We start from the raw sequence: 20,889 nt of genomic DNA, 5'->3' as shown, positions 1-20,889 counted from the left end.
CCTCTATATTATGATGTTGGTTTAAATCTGCAACCAAATTCCATCGGGTGGCACAACGGGATTGTCCGAACTTTCCCCGTTCGTGTGACTGAAGTAAATATAGGAAAATCATTATTGCAAGAACATCTCTTTCGATAAATGAAGCCAATCGACGGTGCGATCTATTCAGCTTTTTACGGAATTGAAAAATTTTTAATCCATGAGGGCTCGGTGTGCATAATTTCGGACCAATGGAGAGGAGAATTTACAATATTCTCAAATTTCCTAGATTTTTGGGGGTTGTAGAGGGTTGCACAACTCTGTTAACCATATTTCCTAACAAATCGGTCTGGGGCGTTGACTATTTGTTTTGTTTTAGGGCGTTACGGCACAATCACGAGATAAAAAACACAGTGTCCATTCGGAGAGTTAGATGGTCAAGCACACCCGGATTCCACAAAGTCATTTAATCGCACTTGAGCCGCGCATGATGTTTGATGGCGCGGCTGTGGTCACCGCCGCAGCGACGGTATTGTCTTCCGACGCTTTTGCCAATAGCGCCATCGATGGCCTAGGATTTGGCGCTGAAAATAGTCAGTTTAACGCGCAATCCGTGCCCAATATTGGCCTAGCCCCACCGACCCGGTTTGTGCCGGCAGATCAGGATTCTGGGGTAGAATCGGTGCGCCTGTCCCCCATTGCTCTTGCGCATGAACAAGATCCCAGTGCATTAGCGCAAAGTGTGATCGGAGAAGATCTGCACGCAGCCGGCTCCACTGACGATCTGGACCAAATGAACCCCGTTCGGGATCTGGCCTTTGCCGCTGTCCCGGCCAGCTTAAACGCCGCGGATGACAGCGCCCCTCTAACTGATAATATCGTAACAGATCCGGTGCTCGTACCCAGTGCATCGCATGATGCGGATATAAATATATCTGACACGATTACTGTAAATGAAACGGGTGTCTTGAAAGAGGCAATAGCGGGTCAAGACTTTCTCGATGATGTCGACGACCCCGCGCTGGTCAGCGGTTCTCAAGCGGATATTTCCGCAGACAATATCGCCCAGAGCTTGCGTGTCCCCGACATGGAGCCGGATGGCTTTCGGGATTATTTCATTATCGATGATAATGACTCCCGGTTTGTCACCGCGCCGGTTCTGCCAGACCAACCGTCCTTTGCGCCGGAAGATCTTCTGCTTGTCCAAGATGCGGCCGCGTCTGGCCAGGATTATATTTTCATCGATACCAATGTCGAAAATTATCAAGAGCTGGCCGACACATGGGCGGGCAAAGGAATTATCGTCCTGATCGACGGCAATAGCGACGGCATTGATCAAATCATGGCCGCCTTGGCCGGCGCGGATAATATTGGGGCGATCCATCTTGTCAGCCATGGGGATAATGGCGTGTTCTGGCTGGGCACTACGCGAATTGATAGTGCGTCGGTATCTGGTGCCTTGGCGGCATCGCTGGCTTCTATCGGAGCCAAACTGGCCCCCAACGGCGATATTTTAATCTATGGTTGCGACGTGGGGGCGGATGAAGCCGGGCAACAATTGATGAACGCCTTGGCGGCGGTAACCGGTGCAGATATTGCGGCCTCTATCGATGATACGGGCAGCATTTTGCGCGGCGGGGACTGGACGCTAGAAAGTCGATTGGGCCAAGTTGACGCCGCCTCTCTTGTTGCCCGCAATTGGGATGGCTTGTTGGCTTCGACGGCCATCTCGGTGCAATCGGGAAACCCTAATGTCGTCAATGGCGCGGGCGTTGCGGTAAACAGCAATACGCGAGTTGGCGAAGGGGCAACCGCTACCTGGACAAATGTCGGGACCGTTAATGGCCAGCAAATTAGCTTGCGGGCTACGGTTGTTTCTCTGACTGCAGGCGATGATATTCGGTTCAGCACATCGGGTGATGATCCGAGGCTTCTTTTGCGGGAACGGGGTGCCCCAGGCGTGGCCACTACCGAAATTCGTTGGGATGTATTTTTTGCCGCGAGCGGGGCGCCGGTGAATATTGATGTCTCTTTCACCGTAGCAGATATTGATGGAACCGCGGGTCAGCCGCGAAGCCGTGAATTTGTAACGGTCGATACAGACACATTATCCTCTTTTGAAAATGCTGGATCCTCGGATATTGATTTTGACATTAGTATTCCGGGAGAGGTGACAGCGTCGGGTACGCAAAATGAATTTGGAGACGCCTCTTCTGCTGCGCGCTTCAATTGGCTAGATACCAGCAGTTTTACCATCACTTATAATCTGGATCCGGCCTCCGGATTTACGGCTGCAGGTTTTGGCCATGATGGCGATCTCGATTTTAATTTGGGCGCGGGCGGGACGACAGTTTCCATTCCGCGACTGGACTTGGATGGGAATGACAGCACGGCTGGTGGTTCTGCTTATGCGGGTACTTATGTCGAAAATGCTGCCAGCGTTGGCATTGTGGACAGTGATGTTGCCATCACCAACCCGAATGGTACGGTTGAAACGGCTACAATTACATTGACCAATGCGCAGGCCGGTGACCGTTTGCTGGTGAATGGTAGCGCTGCGGCGTCCGGTAATCTGGCCGGTGGGATAAGCTATACGCGCACTGATGCCGGTGTGTCGCTAACCGGCGGGGCCAGTGCAGCGGATTATGAAAATGCGCTGCGGGCGATTACATTTGAAAATACCACCGAGCGGCCTTCCGAGACCGATCGGAACATCACCATCAGTTTCGCTAACGCCGCTTTGAGTTCCAATGTTGCGACATCGACGATCAGTGTCGTTGAGATTAATGACCCGCCGACGGCCGTCGATGATGCGACGCAGACAACCGATGAAAATACCGCGATCTCTGGAATCAATGTCTTGGCGAATGATTTTGATGGTGATGGAGATGCGCTCACCGTTACCGCGGCCAACGCCAATAATGGCACGGTGACTATCGGGCCTACGGGATTGCTGAGCTATACGCCCAATAACGGGTTTTCAGGCACGGACACCGTCACCTATACGATCAGTGATGGGCGGGGCGGGACGTCTACCGCAACATTTGACGTGACCGTGGCAGCGGTCAATGATCCGCCCGTTCCTGTCGGTAATCTGCCACCGCAAACCAATGTTGATGCCGCGCAAGGAATTTTTGTTGGGACATCGCAAGGCTTTAACGACCCGGACAATGGGTTTGGAGAGTTGAGCTATTCGGCAACGGGATTGCCGCCAGGACTTTCTATCGACGCCAATACCGGAGCGATAACCGGCACGATTGACAATAGCGCTAGCCAAGGCGGTACGGGCGGCGTCTATAATATTGTGGTGACGGCGACTGACCCGGATGGCGCTTCGGCCACACAGAATTTTGCTTGGACGATTACCAACCCGGCTCCGCAAGCCAATGATGACGGCGGCTTTACCAATGAAGACACGCCGATAACGGTTGATGTTCTGGCCAATGATCAGGATCCAGACGGTGATGATCTCACGGTGGTTTCGGCCAGTGCCCCCAATGGCGCAGTGGTGATCAATGCCGATGGCACGTTGACCTACACACCCAATGCCGATTTTAGCGGTGATGACGTTATCACCTATATGATCAGCGACGGAGAAGGTGGAACTGACACGGCCGTTTTCCGGATGACCGTTGGGGCGACCAACGACGCGCCGGAGCCTTTCGGCTCTTTGCCGCCACAGACCAATATCGATGCGGATAGCGGGGTCAGCGTTGCAACGGCCGGTGGCTTTATTGATGTCGATGGGCCGACGACCAATTATAGCGCAACCGGATTACCGCCGGGACTGTCGATTAATGCCAATACCGGGGAAATTACCGGTACGATTGACAATAGCGCCAGCCAAGGCGGCATGGGCGGCGTGTATATGGTCACCATATCAGCAACCGACTTTCAATCGACACCAGCCACCCAGACCTTTACTTGGACCGTGACCAACCCAGGCCCGACAGCGGTTGATGATACCGCTTCGACCGATGAAGACACAGCGGTGACCGTCAACATATTGGCCAATGACAGTGATCCCGATGGCGATGATCTCAGCGTCACCGCGGCCAGTGCGGCGAACGGAACAGTCGTGATCAATCCCGATGGCAGCGTCACATATACACCCAATGCTGGGTTTAACGGTACCGACACTATCACTTATACGATGAGTGATGGAGAGGGCGGAACATCCACGGCAATGGTTGAAGTGACTGTTGCTGCGGTTAACGATGCTCCGACGCCTATGGGGTCTTTGCCGCCACAGACCAATGTGGATTCCGATAGCGGAATTAGCGTAGCGACAGCGGGCGGCTTTACCGACAGCGATGATCCGACTTTAACCTATAGTGTGACGGGCTTGCCCGCTGGACTGAGCATAGATGCCAATAGCGGCGAGATTACCGGTACAATTGACCGGTCGGCTAGCCAGGGTGGGGCCAATGGCGTCTATTCGGTAACCGTCACCGCGACGGATTCCGGTGGATTACAAGCAACCCAGAGCTTTAGCTGGACCGTGACCAATCCGGCGCCGATTGCAGTCGATGACACCGCGTCAACCGCCGAAGATACACCGGTTCTGATTGATGTTTTGCCCAATGATAGCGATCCGGACGGTGATCCGTTGACGCTCATTGCCGCCGCCGCGTCTGTTGGACAAGCAACAGTGGTTGGCAATCAGGTCAACTATGTACCGCCAGCCAATTTCAATGGCACAGCGACGATTACATATACGATTAGTGACGGCGAAGGCGGCACCGCTACGGCCACAATTACCGTTACCGTAACGGCCGAAAATGATGCGCCGGTGAGCACGGCCTTGCCGCCGCAAGACACGCAGGACGGTGCCGTAATTTCGGTTCCCATCGCCGGTAATTTCAGTGATGTGGACGGGGATACGCTCACTTTTGCTGCCGCAGATTTGCCGCCTGGTCTGTCTATTGATCCGGATAGCGGGGTTATTTCCGGCACGATTGACAACAGCGCGAGCCAAACCAATGGCGGTGTCTATACAGCAACGATCACCGTTTCCGATGGGAATGGCGGAACAACGACTGAAACGATTACTTTCAACATCACCAATCCTGGTCCGGACGCGGTTGATGACAGTGCCACTACGGATGAAGATACGCCTGTTATCATAGCGCCTTTGGCCAATGACAGCGACCCAGATGGTGATGATTTGACGATCACTGCGGCCAGCGCGGCCAATGGTATGGTCGTAATCAATCCCGACGGCACAGTCACTTATACGCCCAATCCTGACTTTAACGGCACAGACATCATCACCTATGAAATTTCTGATGGAGAAGGGGGAACGTCTACCGCGGAAATCACGGTGGTGGTTGCCGATGTCAACGACACGCCGACAACCAATGGCAGCATTGGGGATCAAACCAATCTTGATAGCCAGGTCATCAGCTTGCCAGTTGCTGGCGCCTTCAGTGATCCAGATGGTGACGGACTATCTTTTTCCGCCACCGGCTTGCCAGCAGGCTTGACGATTGATCCGGCAACCGGCGTTATTTCCGGAACAATTGATCGCAGCGCGAGCCAAGTTAATGGCGGCGTGTATATGATTACTGTAACCGCAGATGACGGCCGCGGTGGGACAATATCCTCAGACTTTACATGGACGGTAACCAATCCTGCTCCAGTGGCCAGCAATGACAGCGTAACCACCGACGAAGATACGGCGGTGAATATTCCTGTCCTCGACAATGATGTTGATAGCGATGGTGATCCGCTGACTGTAACAGCAGCGGATGCCGGCAATGGTATGGTGACAATTAATGCCGACGGCACGCTGGCATATACACCCAATGCCAATTTCAATGGCGAAGACACAATTGTCTACACGATCAGCGATGGCGAAGGTGGGTTTTCAACCGCTACGGTGACGGTGACGGTCACTCCGGTCAATGACGGGCCAACCACTGTTGGTCTCGCCAATCAAAATGGCGAAGATGGCGCGGATGTATCTATTCCCACGGCGCAAGGCTTTGAAGATGTGGATGGCGATGACCTGACCTTCTCGGCATCCGGTTTGCCGCCGACATTGACAATTGATCCTGACACGGGGTTGATCACCGGAACGCTGGATTCAGACAGTTCGGTCAATGGCCCGTTTGTGGTCACGATCACAGCGACCGATCCATCGGGTGAATCAGTGTCGACAACTTTTGTCTACTCGATTCAAAATATTCCCCCCATTGCGGTCAATGATGTGGCAACGACACCGGAAGACACGCCGGTCACGGTTGCCGTTCTGACCAATGACAGCGATCCCGATGGAGATCCGCTGACGATTACGGCAGCCAGCACACCTGATGGCATGGTTGTGGTCAATCCCGACGGGACTTTGACCTTCACACCAGCTGAAGATTTCAACGGACAAGCGGTGGTCAGCTACACTATTTCTGATGGCCAGGGCGGTATTGCCACTGCCACATTGACCGTCGATGTGGTGGCCGTGAATGATGGACCTGATTCCTTGCCGATCCCTGATGTTATCAATGAGGATAATCAATCCGTATCGGTCGATACCAGCGGCTTCTTCAGTGATGTTGATGGCGATGTCTTGACCTTTGATGCCACCGGCTTGCCAGCCGGATTGAGCATTGACCCCAATAGCGGGATTATCAGCGGAACCATTGATCGTGATGCGAGCCAGCCTAATGGCGGCATCTATTCGGTGACCGTAACCGGGACCGATCCCGATGGCCTGACCACCAGTCAGACTTTTACCTGGACGGTGACCAATCCGGCACCCACTGCAGTCAATGACAGTGCGGTGACCAACGAAGACACGCCGGTTGATATTAATGTCCTGGCCAATGATAGCGATCCTGATGGAGATCCATTGATAGTCACAATGGCAACCGCGCTGAACGGTACAGTGACCATCGCCCCGGATGGCACATTGACCTATACGCCAGATCCCGATTTCAATGGTGTCGATACCATCACTTATGTGATCAGCGATGGCAATGGTGGCAGTTCTACAGCAGCGGTGGACGTGACCGTGAATGCCGTCAATGATCCTCCCGTTGCGGTCGATGATGTGGCCACGACCAACGAAGACACGCCCGTAACCATTGGTGTGCTCGGCAATGACACGGATATTGACGGCGATCCGCTCACGGTCACCGCAGCCACTTCGCCTGATGGGACAGTGGTGATTAATCCGGATGGGACAATTACCTTCACGCCCAATCCGGATTTCAACGGACCCACGACAATTACGTATACGATTAGTGACGGCAATGGCGGAACCTCAACCGCTACCGTTGCGGTGACTGTCGATGCGGTCAATGATCCGCCGGTGGCCAATATGGACAGCGCGACCACCGATGAAGACACGCCGGTTGATATTGCGGTTTTGACCAATGATACGGATGTTGATGGCGATCCGCTGACGGTAACCGCCGCTGACGCCCCCAATGGCACGGTTACGATCAATGCGGACGGCACCGTCACCTATCTGCCTGACCCGGATTTTAATGGCGTCGACACGATCACCTATACGATCAGCGATGGCCAAGGTGGCTTCTCCACCACAACGGTTGAAGTGACCGTCAATGCGGTCAATGATGCGCCGGTGGCAACGCCTATAGCGCCGCAAATCGACAATGACGCGGATGTTATCGCATTGTCGGTTGCGAGCAGCTTTACCGATATTGATGGCGATATGCTGAGCTTTACGGCAACCGGTCTGCCGCCTGGTTTGATGATAGATGCTGCTGGCAATATCACCGGGACCATCGATCCCGATGCTTCACAAGGTGGCCCGGCAGGGGATGGAATTTATTCCGTCACGGTAACAGCCGATGATGGCAATGGCGGTACGGTCAGCCAGACTTTCGTCTGGGAAGTCAATAACCCTGCTCCGATTGCAAGCGATGATGTCGCTACCACCGATGAAGATATGCCGGTGATTATCCCGGTATTGGCCAATGATAACGATCCCGACGGCGATGCGCTTTCGGTGACCTCAGCCACTGCCGCCAATGGCTTGGTAACGATCAATCCTGATGGGACGGTGACCTATACGCCCAACACCGATTTTAACGGCACCGACACGATCACCTACACGATTAGCGATGGCAATGGCGGCACATCTACTGCGATGGTGACCGTCACGGTTACGCCGGTCAACGATGCCCCAGTGGTCGATAGTCCCTTGCCCAATGTGACGGGCGTGGACGGCACCAATCCTTCAATACCCACAGCGGGTAATTTCAGCGATATTGACGGCGATATGCTGAGCTTTTCCGCGACGGGACTGCCGGCCGGACTATCCATTGATCCCGATAGTGGGCTTATCACCGGCACGATTGATAATCAGGCCAGCCAAGTTAATGGCGGCGTCTATACTGTCACCGTTACGGTTGATGACGGCAATGGCGGAACGGTATCCAGCAGCTTTACCTATACGATTACCAACCCGCCGCCGGTTGCCACCGATGATGTGGCGATGACCGATGAAGATACGCCGGTCACCATTCCGGTTCTCGCCAATGACACAGATCAGGATGGCGATGACCTCACCGTAATTTCGGCCTCGGCGCCCAATGGCATGGTGGTCATTAATGCCGATGGCACGGTGACCTATACGCCCAATCAGGATTTTAACGGTACGGATACGATCACCTATACGATTAGCGACGGCAATGGCGGCACGTCGACAGCGACTGTCGAGGTTACCGTCGCCCCGGTCAATGATGCGCCGGAAGTTGATATTCCCATTTCCGATCTCGCCAATGAAGATGCGGATGTGATCGCAGTTGATGTCAGCGACAAGTTTAGCGATCTGGACGGTGATATACTGACCTTCACCGCTACGGGTCTGCCCGCGGGCCTCTCGATTGATGCCAATGGGATGATCACCGGAACGATAGATTCGGATGCCAGTCAGGTTAATGGCGGCGTTTATATGGTCACGATTACTGCTGATGACGGCAATGGTGGCACTGTAGATGGAACCTTTACCTGGGTCGTCACCAATCCTGTGCCCACGGCGGTCAATGATGCCGCGACAACCAACGAAGATACACCGAGCGCGCCGATAGCGGTGCTGGCCAATGACAGCGATCCCGATGGCGATATGTTGACCGTCACCAGTGCAACGGCGCCCAATGGCACGGTGGTCATTAATCCGGATGGCACTTTGGTTTACACACCAGATGCCAATTTCAATGGCACCGACATCATTACTTATCAGATTAGTGATGGGAATGGTGGTACCGCGACCGCAACGGTTGAAGTCACGGTTGTACCGGTCAATGATGCGCCGACCGCTGATCCACCGCTAAACAACCAGACCAATGCGGATGCCGACATGGTGTCGGTCGATGTTAGCGGAAGCTTTGAAGATCTGGATGGCGATACGCTCACCTTCACGGCGAGCGGCTTGCCAGCCGGATTGACCATTGACGCCAATGGTCTGATTACTGGTACGATTGATAATCAGGCCAGCCAGGTTAATGGCGGCAGCTACACAGTGACGATTACGGCGGATGACGGCAATGGCGGGACGGTGGATTCTGTCTTTACATGGACGGTCAACAACCCGCCGCCAGTGGCCAATAACGATACAGCGACAACGCCGGAAGATACGCCGGTCAACATCGTGGTGCTGACGAATGATAATGATCCTGATGGCGATAGCTTGACGGTCATTTCGGCAAATAGCGCCAATGGTACGGTTGTAATCGAAGCCGATGGCAGCTTGACCTATCAGCCTGATGCGAATTTCAATGGCATCGATACGATTGTCTATACGATTAGCGATGGCAATGGCGGCACGGCAACAGCTTCTGTTGAAGTCACCGTGACCGCAGATAATGATGCACCGGTGACAGTTGGTTTGCCGGATCTGTTTGATTCCAATAACGAGATGATCAACGTCCCGTTAGGCCCGGCATTTAGTGATGTTGATGATGCAAGCCTGACCTTCAATGTAACAGGATTGCCAACCGGACTTACCTTTGATCCTGCGACCGGTCTGGTGACCGGAACAACCGGGGCCACCGCGTCTTCCGATGTCCCCAATGGGGAATATACGGTCACGGTGACCGCAACAGATGCGGCCGGCCTGATGGTGAGCACAGTTTTCACCTGGACGATCACCAATGAACCGCCAAGGGCTGTCAACGATAATTTCGTTGGAACCGAAGATACGCTGATCAATCTTGATGTTCTGGCCAATGATGTCGATCCCGACGCTGATCCGACAACGCCAATTGTGATCACAGCGGCAGTAGCCACTAATGGGACTGCCACTATCCTCCCGGATGGTACAATTGATTTCACACCGGACCCGGATTTCAATGGCACGGCCACCGTGACCTATACAATTCAGGATGCCAATGGCGAGTTTGCCACGGCGGTGGCGACCATTGTCATCGATCCGGTGAACGATGCGCCGGTGGGAACATTATTGCCCAACCGCGATAGTCTCGACGGGGATATGATCAGCGAGGATTTCGGAGCGCTCTATAGCGATCCGGAAGGTGACCCATTGACCTTTAGCGCAGCCAATTTACCGGCTGGTTTGACTATCGATATGATGACCGGTGTCATCAGCGGTGTGATTGATCCCGATGCCAGCCAGGTTAATGGCGGTGTCTATCAAGTGGAAATAACCGCGACAGATGATCAAGGATTGGCCACTACCCAAAGCTTCATTTGGACGATTGCCAACCCTGGTCCTTCCGCCGCTTCTGACATGGCGGCGACCACTGAAGACACGCCATCGACGCCGATCAATGTGCTGGCCAATGACAATGATCCCGATGGCGATGATCTGACCGTCACAAATGCCTCTGCTCCCAATGGCAATGTTGTGATCAATGCCGATGGGACGTTGACTTATACGCCCGATCCAAATTTCAATGGCACGGATACGATCACCTATACGATTAGCGATGGGCAAGGCGGCACCGCAACGTCCACGGTCACGGTGACTGTTGGCGCTGAAAATGACGACCCTACAGCCATCCCTCTGCCCTCACTGGGCAATGAAGATGCTGATCTGATCGCGTTGGATGTCAGCGGTAATTTTGATGACCTAGACGGCGATACGCTTATGTTTAGCGCAACTGGTCTGCCGCCAGGACTGTCCATTGATGCCAATGGTAATATTACCGGCACGATTGATCCTTCGGCTTCGCAAGGGGGACCAGCAGGCGATGGCATCTATTCGGTTACAGTCACTGCCGATGATGGCAATGGCGGTACGGTATCGAGTATCTTTAGCTGGACGGTAACCAACCCACCGCCCGTGGCCAATGATGACGGACCGATTGCGGTGACCGAAGATACACCGCTGGATATTGATGTCTTGACCAACGACACGGATCCGGATGGCGATATGTTGACCGTGACCTTGGCCACTGCAGGCCATGGTGACGTCACAATCAATCCCGATGGCACGCTCAACTATGTTCCAGATCCGGACTATAACGGCCCGGATACAATTACCTATACCATTAGCGACGGCAATGGCGGCACGTCCACGGCTACCGTGGAAATTAATGTCGCTGCAGCCAACGATGCGCCGATCGCCAATCCAATTGCGCCGCGCGCCAATGTCGACAATACGACGGTTTCGGTTTCGGTCGCCGCCAATTTCTCCGATATTGATGGTGATCCTTTGACCTTTACCGCCAACGGTCTGCCAGCAGGTCTGTCCATTGATGCCAATGGTCTGATTACCGGCACGATCGCGAGTGATGCCAGTCAGACCGGTGTCGGGATTTATATGGTCACGATCACCGCCGATGATGGCAATGGCGGCACTGTTGATCAGACCTTTACCTGGACTATTACCAATCCGGCCCCGATAGCGGTCAATGACAGCGCCTCTACTTCGGAAGATTTGCCGGTCAATATTCCAGTATTGGCAAATGATAGCGATCCGGATGGCGACAGTCTGACCATATCGACCGCCAGCGCAGCCAATGGAAGCGTGGTCATTTTGCCGGATGGTACAATTGACTATACGCCCGACCCGGATTTCAATGGCATTGATACGATTACCTATACCATTAGCGACGGCCAAGGCGGCACATCGACAGCCACTGTGACCGTAACCGTCGGAGCGGTCAATGATCCGCCAGTAGCGGTCGATGATGCGACGGTAACGGATGAAGAAACACCGGTGACTATTCCGGTACTGGCAAATGACAGTGATGTGGATGGTGATCCGCTGACAGTGACGGCGGCAACGGCGCCCAATGGCACGGTGGTGATCAACCCAGATGGTACGGTTACCTACACACCAGATCCGGATTTTAACGGTACGGATACGATTGCGTATACGATTAGTGACGGCCAAGGCGGCACTGCGACAGCCATCGTCACCGTAACGGTTAACCCGGTCAATGATCCGCCGGTGGCCAATGATGATGTTGCGACGACAGATGAAGATACACCGATCACACTGAACGTGCTCAGCAATGATACGGATGTCGACGGCGATCCGTTGACCGTCACCGGGGCCACCTCACCCGATGGCCAAGTGACAATCAATCCAGACGGCACAGTGACCTTCACGCCCGATCCGGACTTTAATGGCACGACCACAGTGACCTACACGATTAGTGATGGCAATGGCGGTACGTCCACGGCAACCGTGACTTTGACGGTGGATCCGGTCAATGATGCCCCTGTGGCGACGCCCGATGTCGACCAGACGGATGAAGATACGCCGGTTACGGTTTCGGTGCTCGACAATGATAGTGATGTCGATGGCGATCCGCTCACGGTGACGGCAGCAACAGCGCCCAATGGTACGGTTGTGATTAATCCCGACGGCACATTGACTTATACGCCCGATCCGGACTTTAACGGCACGGATATCATTACCTATACGGTATCAGACGGCAATGGCGGTTTTGCTACGACAACCGCAACGATCACGGTCAATCCGGTCAATGATGTGCCGGTGGCTTTGGACGATATGATTACCACGCCGGAAGATGCTCCCGTGACGATTCCGGTTCTGGGCAATGACAGCGATGCCGATGGCGATCCATTGACGGTCACCGATGCAAGCTCGCCCAATGGCACAGTGGTGATCAACCCCGATGGCACGGTGACCTTCACGCCTGATCCTGATTTTAATGGTCCGACGACAATCACCTATACGGTCTCAGATGGCCAGGGAGGCACGACAACCGCGACTGTCATGGTTGATGTGACGCCGGTCAATGATGCCCCTGTGGTTCCGCCCGATGTCGCGGCGACGCCGGAAGACACTCCGGTTACGCTGTCACCGCTAGACAATGCTTCGGATGCCGATGGTGATCCGCTCGTCATTACCAGCGCTTCTTCGCCCAATGGCACGGTGGTCATCAACCCCGATGGCACCATCACCTACACACCGGATCCGAATTTCAACGGGACTGATGTGATTACTTATCAAGTCAGCGATGGCAATGGCGGGTTCACTACAGCGACCATTACGGTCACGGTTAGTCCGGTCAATGATCCACCGGTTGCTGCCAATGATATAACCAGCACCGATGAAGAAGTGCCGGTGGTTATTCCGGTGCTTGCCAATGACGTGGATCTCGATGGCGATCCGCTCACGGTGACGGCGGCCAATGCGCAAAATGGCACGGTGGTGATCAACCCGGACGGCACCATTACCTATACCCCGAATCTCGACTTTTTCGGAACCGATACGATCACCTATACGATTAGCGATGGCAATGGTGGGACGTCGACTGCGACAGTTACGGTCATGGTGCGTAATACCAATGAAGTGCCCGTCGATGGGGATGAGCAAGTCTTTGGTATTGGCGGTGCGGAAACCATTATTGATGTGCTGGCCAATGCTACCGATCCGGAAGGAGACCCGCTCAGCGTTTTCACCGCTAAGGTCGACGTTGGTACTGTGGTCATCAACCCGGATGGGACGATATCGCATTTTGCTCCGGCGGAATTTCAAGGCGTTGCAACAATCACCTATATTGTCAGCGACGGCAATGGCGGCTTTGTTGAATCCATTGCCACGGTTATCGTCACCCAGGCCAATGCCAATGTGAACGATCTGATCGGTAATACAGGTCTTGGATTCCCCGATAGTGATCCGCCAAGCACGCGCGTTGACCCGGTCAATGCATTTATCACCACCCCACTGATTATCGACGATATGGCGAACAGCTTCCGTTCGCTCAACAACACGCCGGATCTGGGTGGAGATCGTCCATTATTGACAGCTGTGAACGGCTTGCGTTCGCTGGGTGGCTTGGGTGCCTTTGATGTCGATGGCAATCCGATTGATGATCTCGTCCACCATATCGATGCGGTGCGTGATTTGCGTTTCGGAGCTGACCGCTTGTTTGATCCGCGTTTCGGCGACTTCCTGGTTGAGGGGCTCACCGGCTTTTCGGTCCGGCAATTGTCAACCGGCAGCGAGCAAGTGATGATCGAGTCGGTTGTGCGGGATCGTGTGGTTTATATGGAAATCCGGGATATTGGCAAAGATAGCGATCCCCGGATGATCGAATATCAATTGCGGACCCGCGATGGTAGCCCGTTACCAAGCTGGATCCGGATGGATGCGCGCGGTCTCGCAATTATTGAACGGCCGGTCGATGCAGAAACCATCAGACTGATCGTTCGGGCTATTCGTGCGGATGGTCAAGTCACGGAAATCCCGGTTGTTGTTCAAGGTGCGACCGGTGAAATTCAAATTGATGAGCAGCTTTCGCTGTCTCAGAACACAAGCGGTGCCGCTCCCTTGGGAAGCACCATGGCAATGGCAGATGCCAGTGCTGCAGATGAAACTGCGCAGCTCCTTGCTGCGTTTAAGGCATGATTAAGGGAAAGACTATGGTGAAGAAACTAGCTCTCGGATGTTCGGTTCTCGCTCTATTGGGTGGCTGTGCGGTTAATCCCAAACCGCTCACGCCATCGCAAATTGATAGCACAGCGCGGGAAAATATTGTCGCGGTGGATGCCGATCAGGAACCGGTCACAGCACCGATCAACCTGTATGAAGCCATGGCGCGGGCGTTGAAATATAATCTCGATTATAAAGTCGAGCTGATGGAAGAAGCGCTGAAGAACAGAGAGTTGAACCTCTCGCGCTATGACATGTTGCCGCAACTGGTTGCCAATGCAGGCTATGCCGGACGGAATAATTTTTCCGGTGCCAGTTCACTGTCTCTCATCACCCGGCGGCAATCGCTGGAGCCCTCAACATCGGCGGAACGGGATATTTTTACCGGCGATTTGTCGTTAAGCTGGGACGTGCTCGACTTTGGCCTATCCTATGTACGTTCGCAGCAAAAGGCGGATGAATTTCTCATTTCCCAGGAGCGCCGGCGCAAAGTGGCCAATCGGATTATTGAAGATGTCCGCACCTCTTATTGGCGCGCCGTGAGCGCAGAGCGGCTGCTGACCAAGCTCAAGCAATTGGAAGGCAATGTCAGCACAACGCTTAGCAATAGCGAGCGCTTGGCGGAGCGTCGTCTGTCCGCGCCCCTTACGGCTTTGACCTATCAACGTGAGCTGGTTCAGATACAGGCCGAGATTCGGAAGCTGCAGCGCGAGTTGGTGGTCGCGAAAGCCCAATTGGCTGCGCTGATGAATCTGCGTCCGGGGACGAAATTTTCACTGGTATTGCCGGATCGCACCCAGACCCTGCCGGCGGTACAATATTCGGGCGAAGACATGATGATGACCGCGCTGAAAAACCGCGCTGAATTGCGGGAAGTCAGCTATCGTCAGCGGATCAACAGCAAGGAACTTGACGCAGCGCTCTTGTCCGCTTTGCCCAGTTTTCGCGGTATATTGGGCGTGAATGTCGATTCCAATGACTTTTTGTTCAACAATAATTGGTTCCAATATGGTGCGCGGGCGAGCTGGAATGTGCTCAACCTGTTCAAATTGGGCCCCAAGAAAAAAGCGGTCCGGGCGCAGGATGATTTGCTCCGGCAGCGCGAATTGGCGCTGACAATGGCTGTTATGACCCAAGTTCACGTCTCGCGGGCGCGCTTTGGTCATCTGCAGCAAGAATTGCAAACCGCTGAGCATCAACACCGGGTGCAGGATAAAATCCTCTATCAAATCAGGGCGGGCCACAAAGCCGGTGCGATGAGTCAGCAAACCTTGCTGCGCGAGGAAATGAATACGCTCGTTGCGGAAGTAAAATATGATATAGCCTATGCCGAGGCACAAAATGCTTACGCCAATTTATTTGCGTCCATGGGCATTGATGATTTCGCGCCAGACTTGACCGGCCGAGAAGATGTAAGCACCTTGTCCAGCGCATTGACGACGCTTTGGCAAGAGCGTGAAGCGGCGATGAAGCTCGATAAATAACGGGATGATAGGAAGCCTGATCAATGGATGAAGAAGCCGGGGACAACACTCCGGAAACGGAAAAAAAGGCAGTGACGCCCTGGTTATGGGGCGGTGGTATTGCGCTGGCTGCCATTATTGGCATCGCGCTTGCCAATAGCGGAGATGGTCCCAATTGGTCTGACAATGAAGCGGCGCTCAGTGCAACCGAAGCCGCGGCTGAAGGCGCCGCAGCGAAGCCGGCGAAAAAACCGGAACCGGAACCGGAACCGGATATTCGCGGGGTGATTAAACCCAAGCAGGAATCGACCATTGCCTCGCGGATGACCGCGCGGATTACGTCCATGCCTTTTGGCAAAGGCCAAAGTTTTCGCAGAGGGGCATTATTGGCAAAATTTGATTGTTCCGCCATTCGGGCAGAATTAAAAGCCGCGCAGGCGGCGGCCAATGCTTATAATGTCACGTATAAAACCAATGTCGAACTCGACCAATATGAAGCCATTGGCAAAAATGAAGTAGCGGTGGCCAAGGCCAATCTCGGCAAAGCCAATGCCGAAGCCAGCGCGATCAAAGCCAATTTAACCGATTGCGCTGTCTATGCGCCATTTTCCGGGACGGTTGTGGAAGAAATTGCCGGGCGCGGTGAAATTGCGGCTAGCGGTCAACCCTTGCTGACCATACAGAGCGGCGGCGATCTCGAGGTGGAGCTTATTGTTCCCAGTAACTGGCTGACCTGGCTGCGCCCCGGTGTGGATTTCACCTTCACCATTGATGAGACCGGTGCAGATGTCACTGGAAAGATAACCCGTCTGGGGGCTTCGGTGGACCCGGTGAGCAAGACCATTCGCGTGACCGGCAATGTCGACAAGACCGAAAGTTTGGTTTTGCCGGGTATGAGCGGCACCGGAATATTCGAAAAACCCTCGGCGCAACCCGTGGCCACTACGGTGGCGGATAAAGAGGAAAAAGCCGTATCGCCCAAAGCAAAAGCGGTAAAAGCCGATGGCCGCCAGCCCTCCTGATTCTGATCCTGCGCCCATAGCGATTTTACCGGTGGCAGCCGGGGGAGCACCGCTATCGGGTGATGCCAATATGTTGGCGAGCCTGTTACAATTTGAAGCCGAGCTGCGGCGCCAACCGGGGGTGGCGGAACTGCACTATCATGTCGCCAATGAAATGCGCCGGATATTGCCTTATGAGCAAATGTTTATCGCTCGCCAACCCCGTCTAGGAGACGATTTTCACATTGTTTGCGCATCCAGCATTGCTTCTGTCGACCGCAATGCTCCGCTGATTCAGGCCATGGAAAAAATTATCGCCAAATTGGCTGATGACCAAGGGTTGGATCGCCCGCATGATTTTACCATAGATGCGATGAGTGATGATTTGGCTGTGGATGAATATCCCTATCGCCAATGTCGCTGGCAGCCTTTGCTGGACGGAGAGGGTAAAATATTTGGCGGCCTGCTCGTCATGCGGGAAACGCTGTTTCGCGAAAGTGAAAATTTTCGTCTGACGCGCTTGTCGGAAACCATCGCCCATAGCTGGCGGGCGTTGACTGGGGATCAACCGGTCCGGCGACTGGGGCGATTTGGCCGCAAAGAGAAAATTGGCGTCGCCGTGGCCTGTCTGGTGATCGCGCTCTTTCCCGTGCGAATGACGGCCTTGGCCCCGGTTGAAGTGGTTGCGGCTCGCCCATTCATGGTTGCGGCCCCGTTTTCCGGTGTGATTGACCGAATTCATGTGGCGCCTAATGCAGCAGTTGAAGAGGGGGCGTTGCTGGTTTCCTTTGATGATGTGAAGCTGTCCAATGAACTAAAATTGGCGCAGGAAAAATTGGCGGTCGCGAAAGCCCGGGTGGATCGTTCCACTAGCTCGGCCTTTGGCGAAGAGGACGAAACCCGGGAAATTGCAACTTTGCGCGCGGAATATGAATTGGCGCAGGCGGATTATGATTTCGCCAATGATGTTATGGGACTGTCGCAGATCAAGGCGCCACGTGCCGGCATGGCCATTTATAGTGATCGCCGGGATTGGGAAGGGCGCGCGGTAAATGTCGGTGATCCCATTTTGCAGGTCGCTGATCCAGGGCAAATTGCCTTGCGCATAGATTTGCCCGCGGCCGAGCAAATGGCGCTGGATAGCGGTTCCCGGGTGAAAGTCTGGTTAGATGCACAGCCCCTTTGGGCGATTGAGGGCAAAGTGGAACATGCCAGCTATCAGGCCCGCCAGACGGCTGAAGGCATCTTAGCATTTGCGGTCACCGCCAAACCGGTATCCGGTAACCCGCGTATTGGTTCGCGCGGGACGGCGAAATTATATGGCGAGTGGGTGCCGCTCCTTTATTCATTGCTCAAACGCCCGATTGCGAGCTTCAGGCAAACCATCGGCCTATGACAGCCGAAGCCTCTGCCGAATCCGACCGGCCCTTGTTGCCGCCCTTGCGCCAAGAGCTGCGCATTGAACCAGGCGCCGCGTTGGTCACCGGTGCCCCGAGCTGGACCTTGTTTGATCCGGTCCGTCATTTGTTTTTCCAACTGGGAAAAATTGAATATCGGATCCTGTCGCGCTGGGCATCGGGCGATCTTGCCAAGGTGAATGAGGATCTCGTGAACGAGGGACTGGATGAAGACCAGATCAATGATGCTTTTGGCCAAGTGGTTGAATTTTCACTATCCAACAGCCTCACGGTGACGCCGATGGGCGATAGCGTGGCGAGTTTTTCAGAACAGCGCAAAATGGCCAAAAAGGCTTGGTGGAAATGGATGTTGGACAATTATCTTTTCATCCGCATCCCGATCGTCAAGCCGGCCGCCTTTCTCGAGCGAACGATCGACAAAGTGGCGCCCTTATGGTCCTATCCGGCGTTGATCTTTTTTGGCCTATTGGCGCTGACCGGTCTCTTCTTGGTGTCGCGCCAATGGGATAGCTTTCTGGCCTCGTTCCTCTATTTCTTCAGTTGGCAAGGGCTAGCCGCTTATGGTCTTGGTTTGTTTGTCATCAAGATTCTTCATGAACTGGGGCACGCCTATACGGCGACGCGATTTGGCTGCCGTATTCCCAGCATGGGGGTTAGCTTTCTGGTGATGATGCCGGTGCTCTATACCGACACATCAGGGGCATGGCGGCTAACTTCGCGCAAGCAAAGATTGATGATCGACTGTGCTGGCGTCACCGTAGAATTGATGATCGCGGGCTTGGCAACCATGGCGTGGGTGCTGCTGCCCGATGGCATGTTGCGCAGCGTTGCCTTTATTTTGGCCACAACCAGCTGGGTGATGAGCCTCGCGATTAATCTCAATCCATTCATGCGTTTTGATGGCTATTATGTCTTGTCCGACTGGCTGGGAGTACCCAATTTGCAGCCCCGGGCCTTTGCCCTGGGGCGCTGGCGATTGCGCGGCTTGCTGTTCGGGCTCGTGGATCCCGCACCGGAACAGGTTCCCGATCGCTTGCGGCGTGGCATGATTGTTTATGCGTGGATGACGTGGCTATATCGTCTGTTCTTGTTTATCGGCATCGCGTTGCTGGTTTATACATTATTCTTCAAATTGCTTGGCGTGATTTTATTCTTTGTCGAAATTGCCGTGTTCATTGCCCGGCCGGTTGTCGCGGAACTGAAAATCTGGGCCAGCATGAAGGATCGAATATTGGCGACATCCCGGACAAGATTGCTGCTTATCGGTTCCGGCATAGCCTTGTTTTTATGTTTCTTACCACTGGACCGGAACATCAGCGCGCCGGCAGTCCTGACGCCTATTGGTGCCTCTCCGATCATTGCCGGAGACCCCGGAAAAATAGACAAGATTTTCGTTAAAAATGGTGAACGGGTTGCGGCGGGCGCACCGCTTGTTCAGCTATCTGCCCCTGAGTTAGAACAAGCCACAGCGGCCGCTAAAGTGCGTATCGCCAATCTCCAATTGCAATTTGGTCGCGGCGCCGCCGATGACATAGACTTGTCCAACCGCATGGTCTTGCAACGGGAATTGAAACAAGAACAGGACCAGTTGAGCGGTCTCGAACTGCGCAGCGAACGGCTTATTCTGCGCGCGCCTTTGGCTGGGATTGTTACTGATTTATCGCCTGACATGCACGAAGGGCGCTGGCTGGGCGGTGCAGAGGCCATTGCTTATGTGGTGACATCGGACGATTATGATATTCAAGCCTATGTCAGCGAAGATGATATCTGGCGGATCACCAAAGATGCGCGCGGGCGTTTTGTCCCTGATGATCCGGTGCAGGCCTCGCGCGCTGCAAAATTGGTCGAGAAATCGACCAATGCCGTTGAACGCATCGACCAGCCTATTCTGGCCTCGGTCCATGGTGGTCCTATCGCTGCTGACAAGGATGAAAATATTTTGCGTCCCCGCGCGGCTTTATATCGGGTCCGATTAGTGGCCTCCAAAAAGACCTATCGGGACGGTGCGGCCTTGCAACTGACACCGGGGCGCGTGGAAATCTCGGCTGCCGGTCGTTCGCTCGCTGGTAACATGCTCGACAAGCTAACGCGCCTGTTCCGCAGCGAGGCTTCGCTCAGCAATTAAGCTATTGGTGATTTAACCAGACGGTCTATCCGATTCGCTTCTTTAACCAATCTGACTTATGGTT

General features: G+C 54.1%; 5 protein-coding genes. All 5 read left to right on the top strand.

Annotated features, from left to right (window positions below; genetic code table 11):
* Nucleotides 1-412 precede the first annotated feature (412 nt).
* From ABJU74_RS07445 to ABJU74_RS07425, 5 genes are read left to right on the top strand one after another with little or no spacing between them, the layout of a single operon-like run.
* Nucleotides 413-14,794, top strand: a complete 14,382-nt coding sequence (locus ABJU74_RS07445; protein ID WP_348383675.1) for an Ig-like domain-containing protein — start codon at nt 413-415, stop codon at nt 14,792-14,794.
* Nucleotides 14,795-14,808: 14 nt separating this feature from the next.
* Complete coding sequence (locus ABJU74_RS07440; RefSeq protein ID WP_348383676.1) at nt 14,809-16,302, top strand: TolC family protein; 1,494 nt, start codon at nt 14,809-14,811, stop codon at nt 16,300-16,302.
* 23 nt (nt 16,303-16,325) lie between these two features.
* Nucleotides 16,326-17,303, top strand: a complete 978-nt coding sequence (locus ABJU74_RS07435) for an efflux RND transporter periplasmic adaptor subunit (RefSeq protein WP_348383677.1) — start codon at nt 16,326-16,328, stop codon at nt 17,301-17,303.
* Nucleotides 17,284-18,678, top strand: coding sequence for an HlyD family efflux transporter periplasmic adaptor subunit (locus ABJU74_RS07430; protein WP_348383678.1), 1,395 nt, complete (start codon nt 17,284-17,286; stop codon nt 18,676-18,678). Before ABJU74_RS07435 ends, ABJU74_RS07430 begins: the two co-directional genes overlap by 20 nt.
* Entirely contained in the window at nt 18,675-20,825 is a 2,151-nt protein-coding gene (locus ABJU74_RS07425) for a hypothetical protein (RefSeq protein WP_348383679.1), read from the top strand. The genes ABJU74_RS07430 and ABJU74_RS07425 overlap by 4 nt, the downstream gene beginning before the upstream one ends.
* Nucleotides 20,826-20,889: the final 64 nt, after the last annotated feature.

The organism is Parasphingorhabdus sp. (assembly GCF_039982415.1).
GTDB lineage: Bacteria > Pseudomonadota > Alphaproteobacteria > Sphingomonadales > Sphingomonadaceae > Parasphingorhabdus.
The sequence above is the reverse complement of the archived record's forward strand: the minus strand, read 5'-3'. Positions and strand labels throughout refer to the sequence as shown.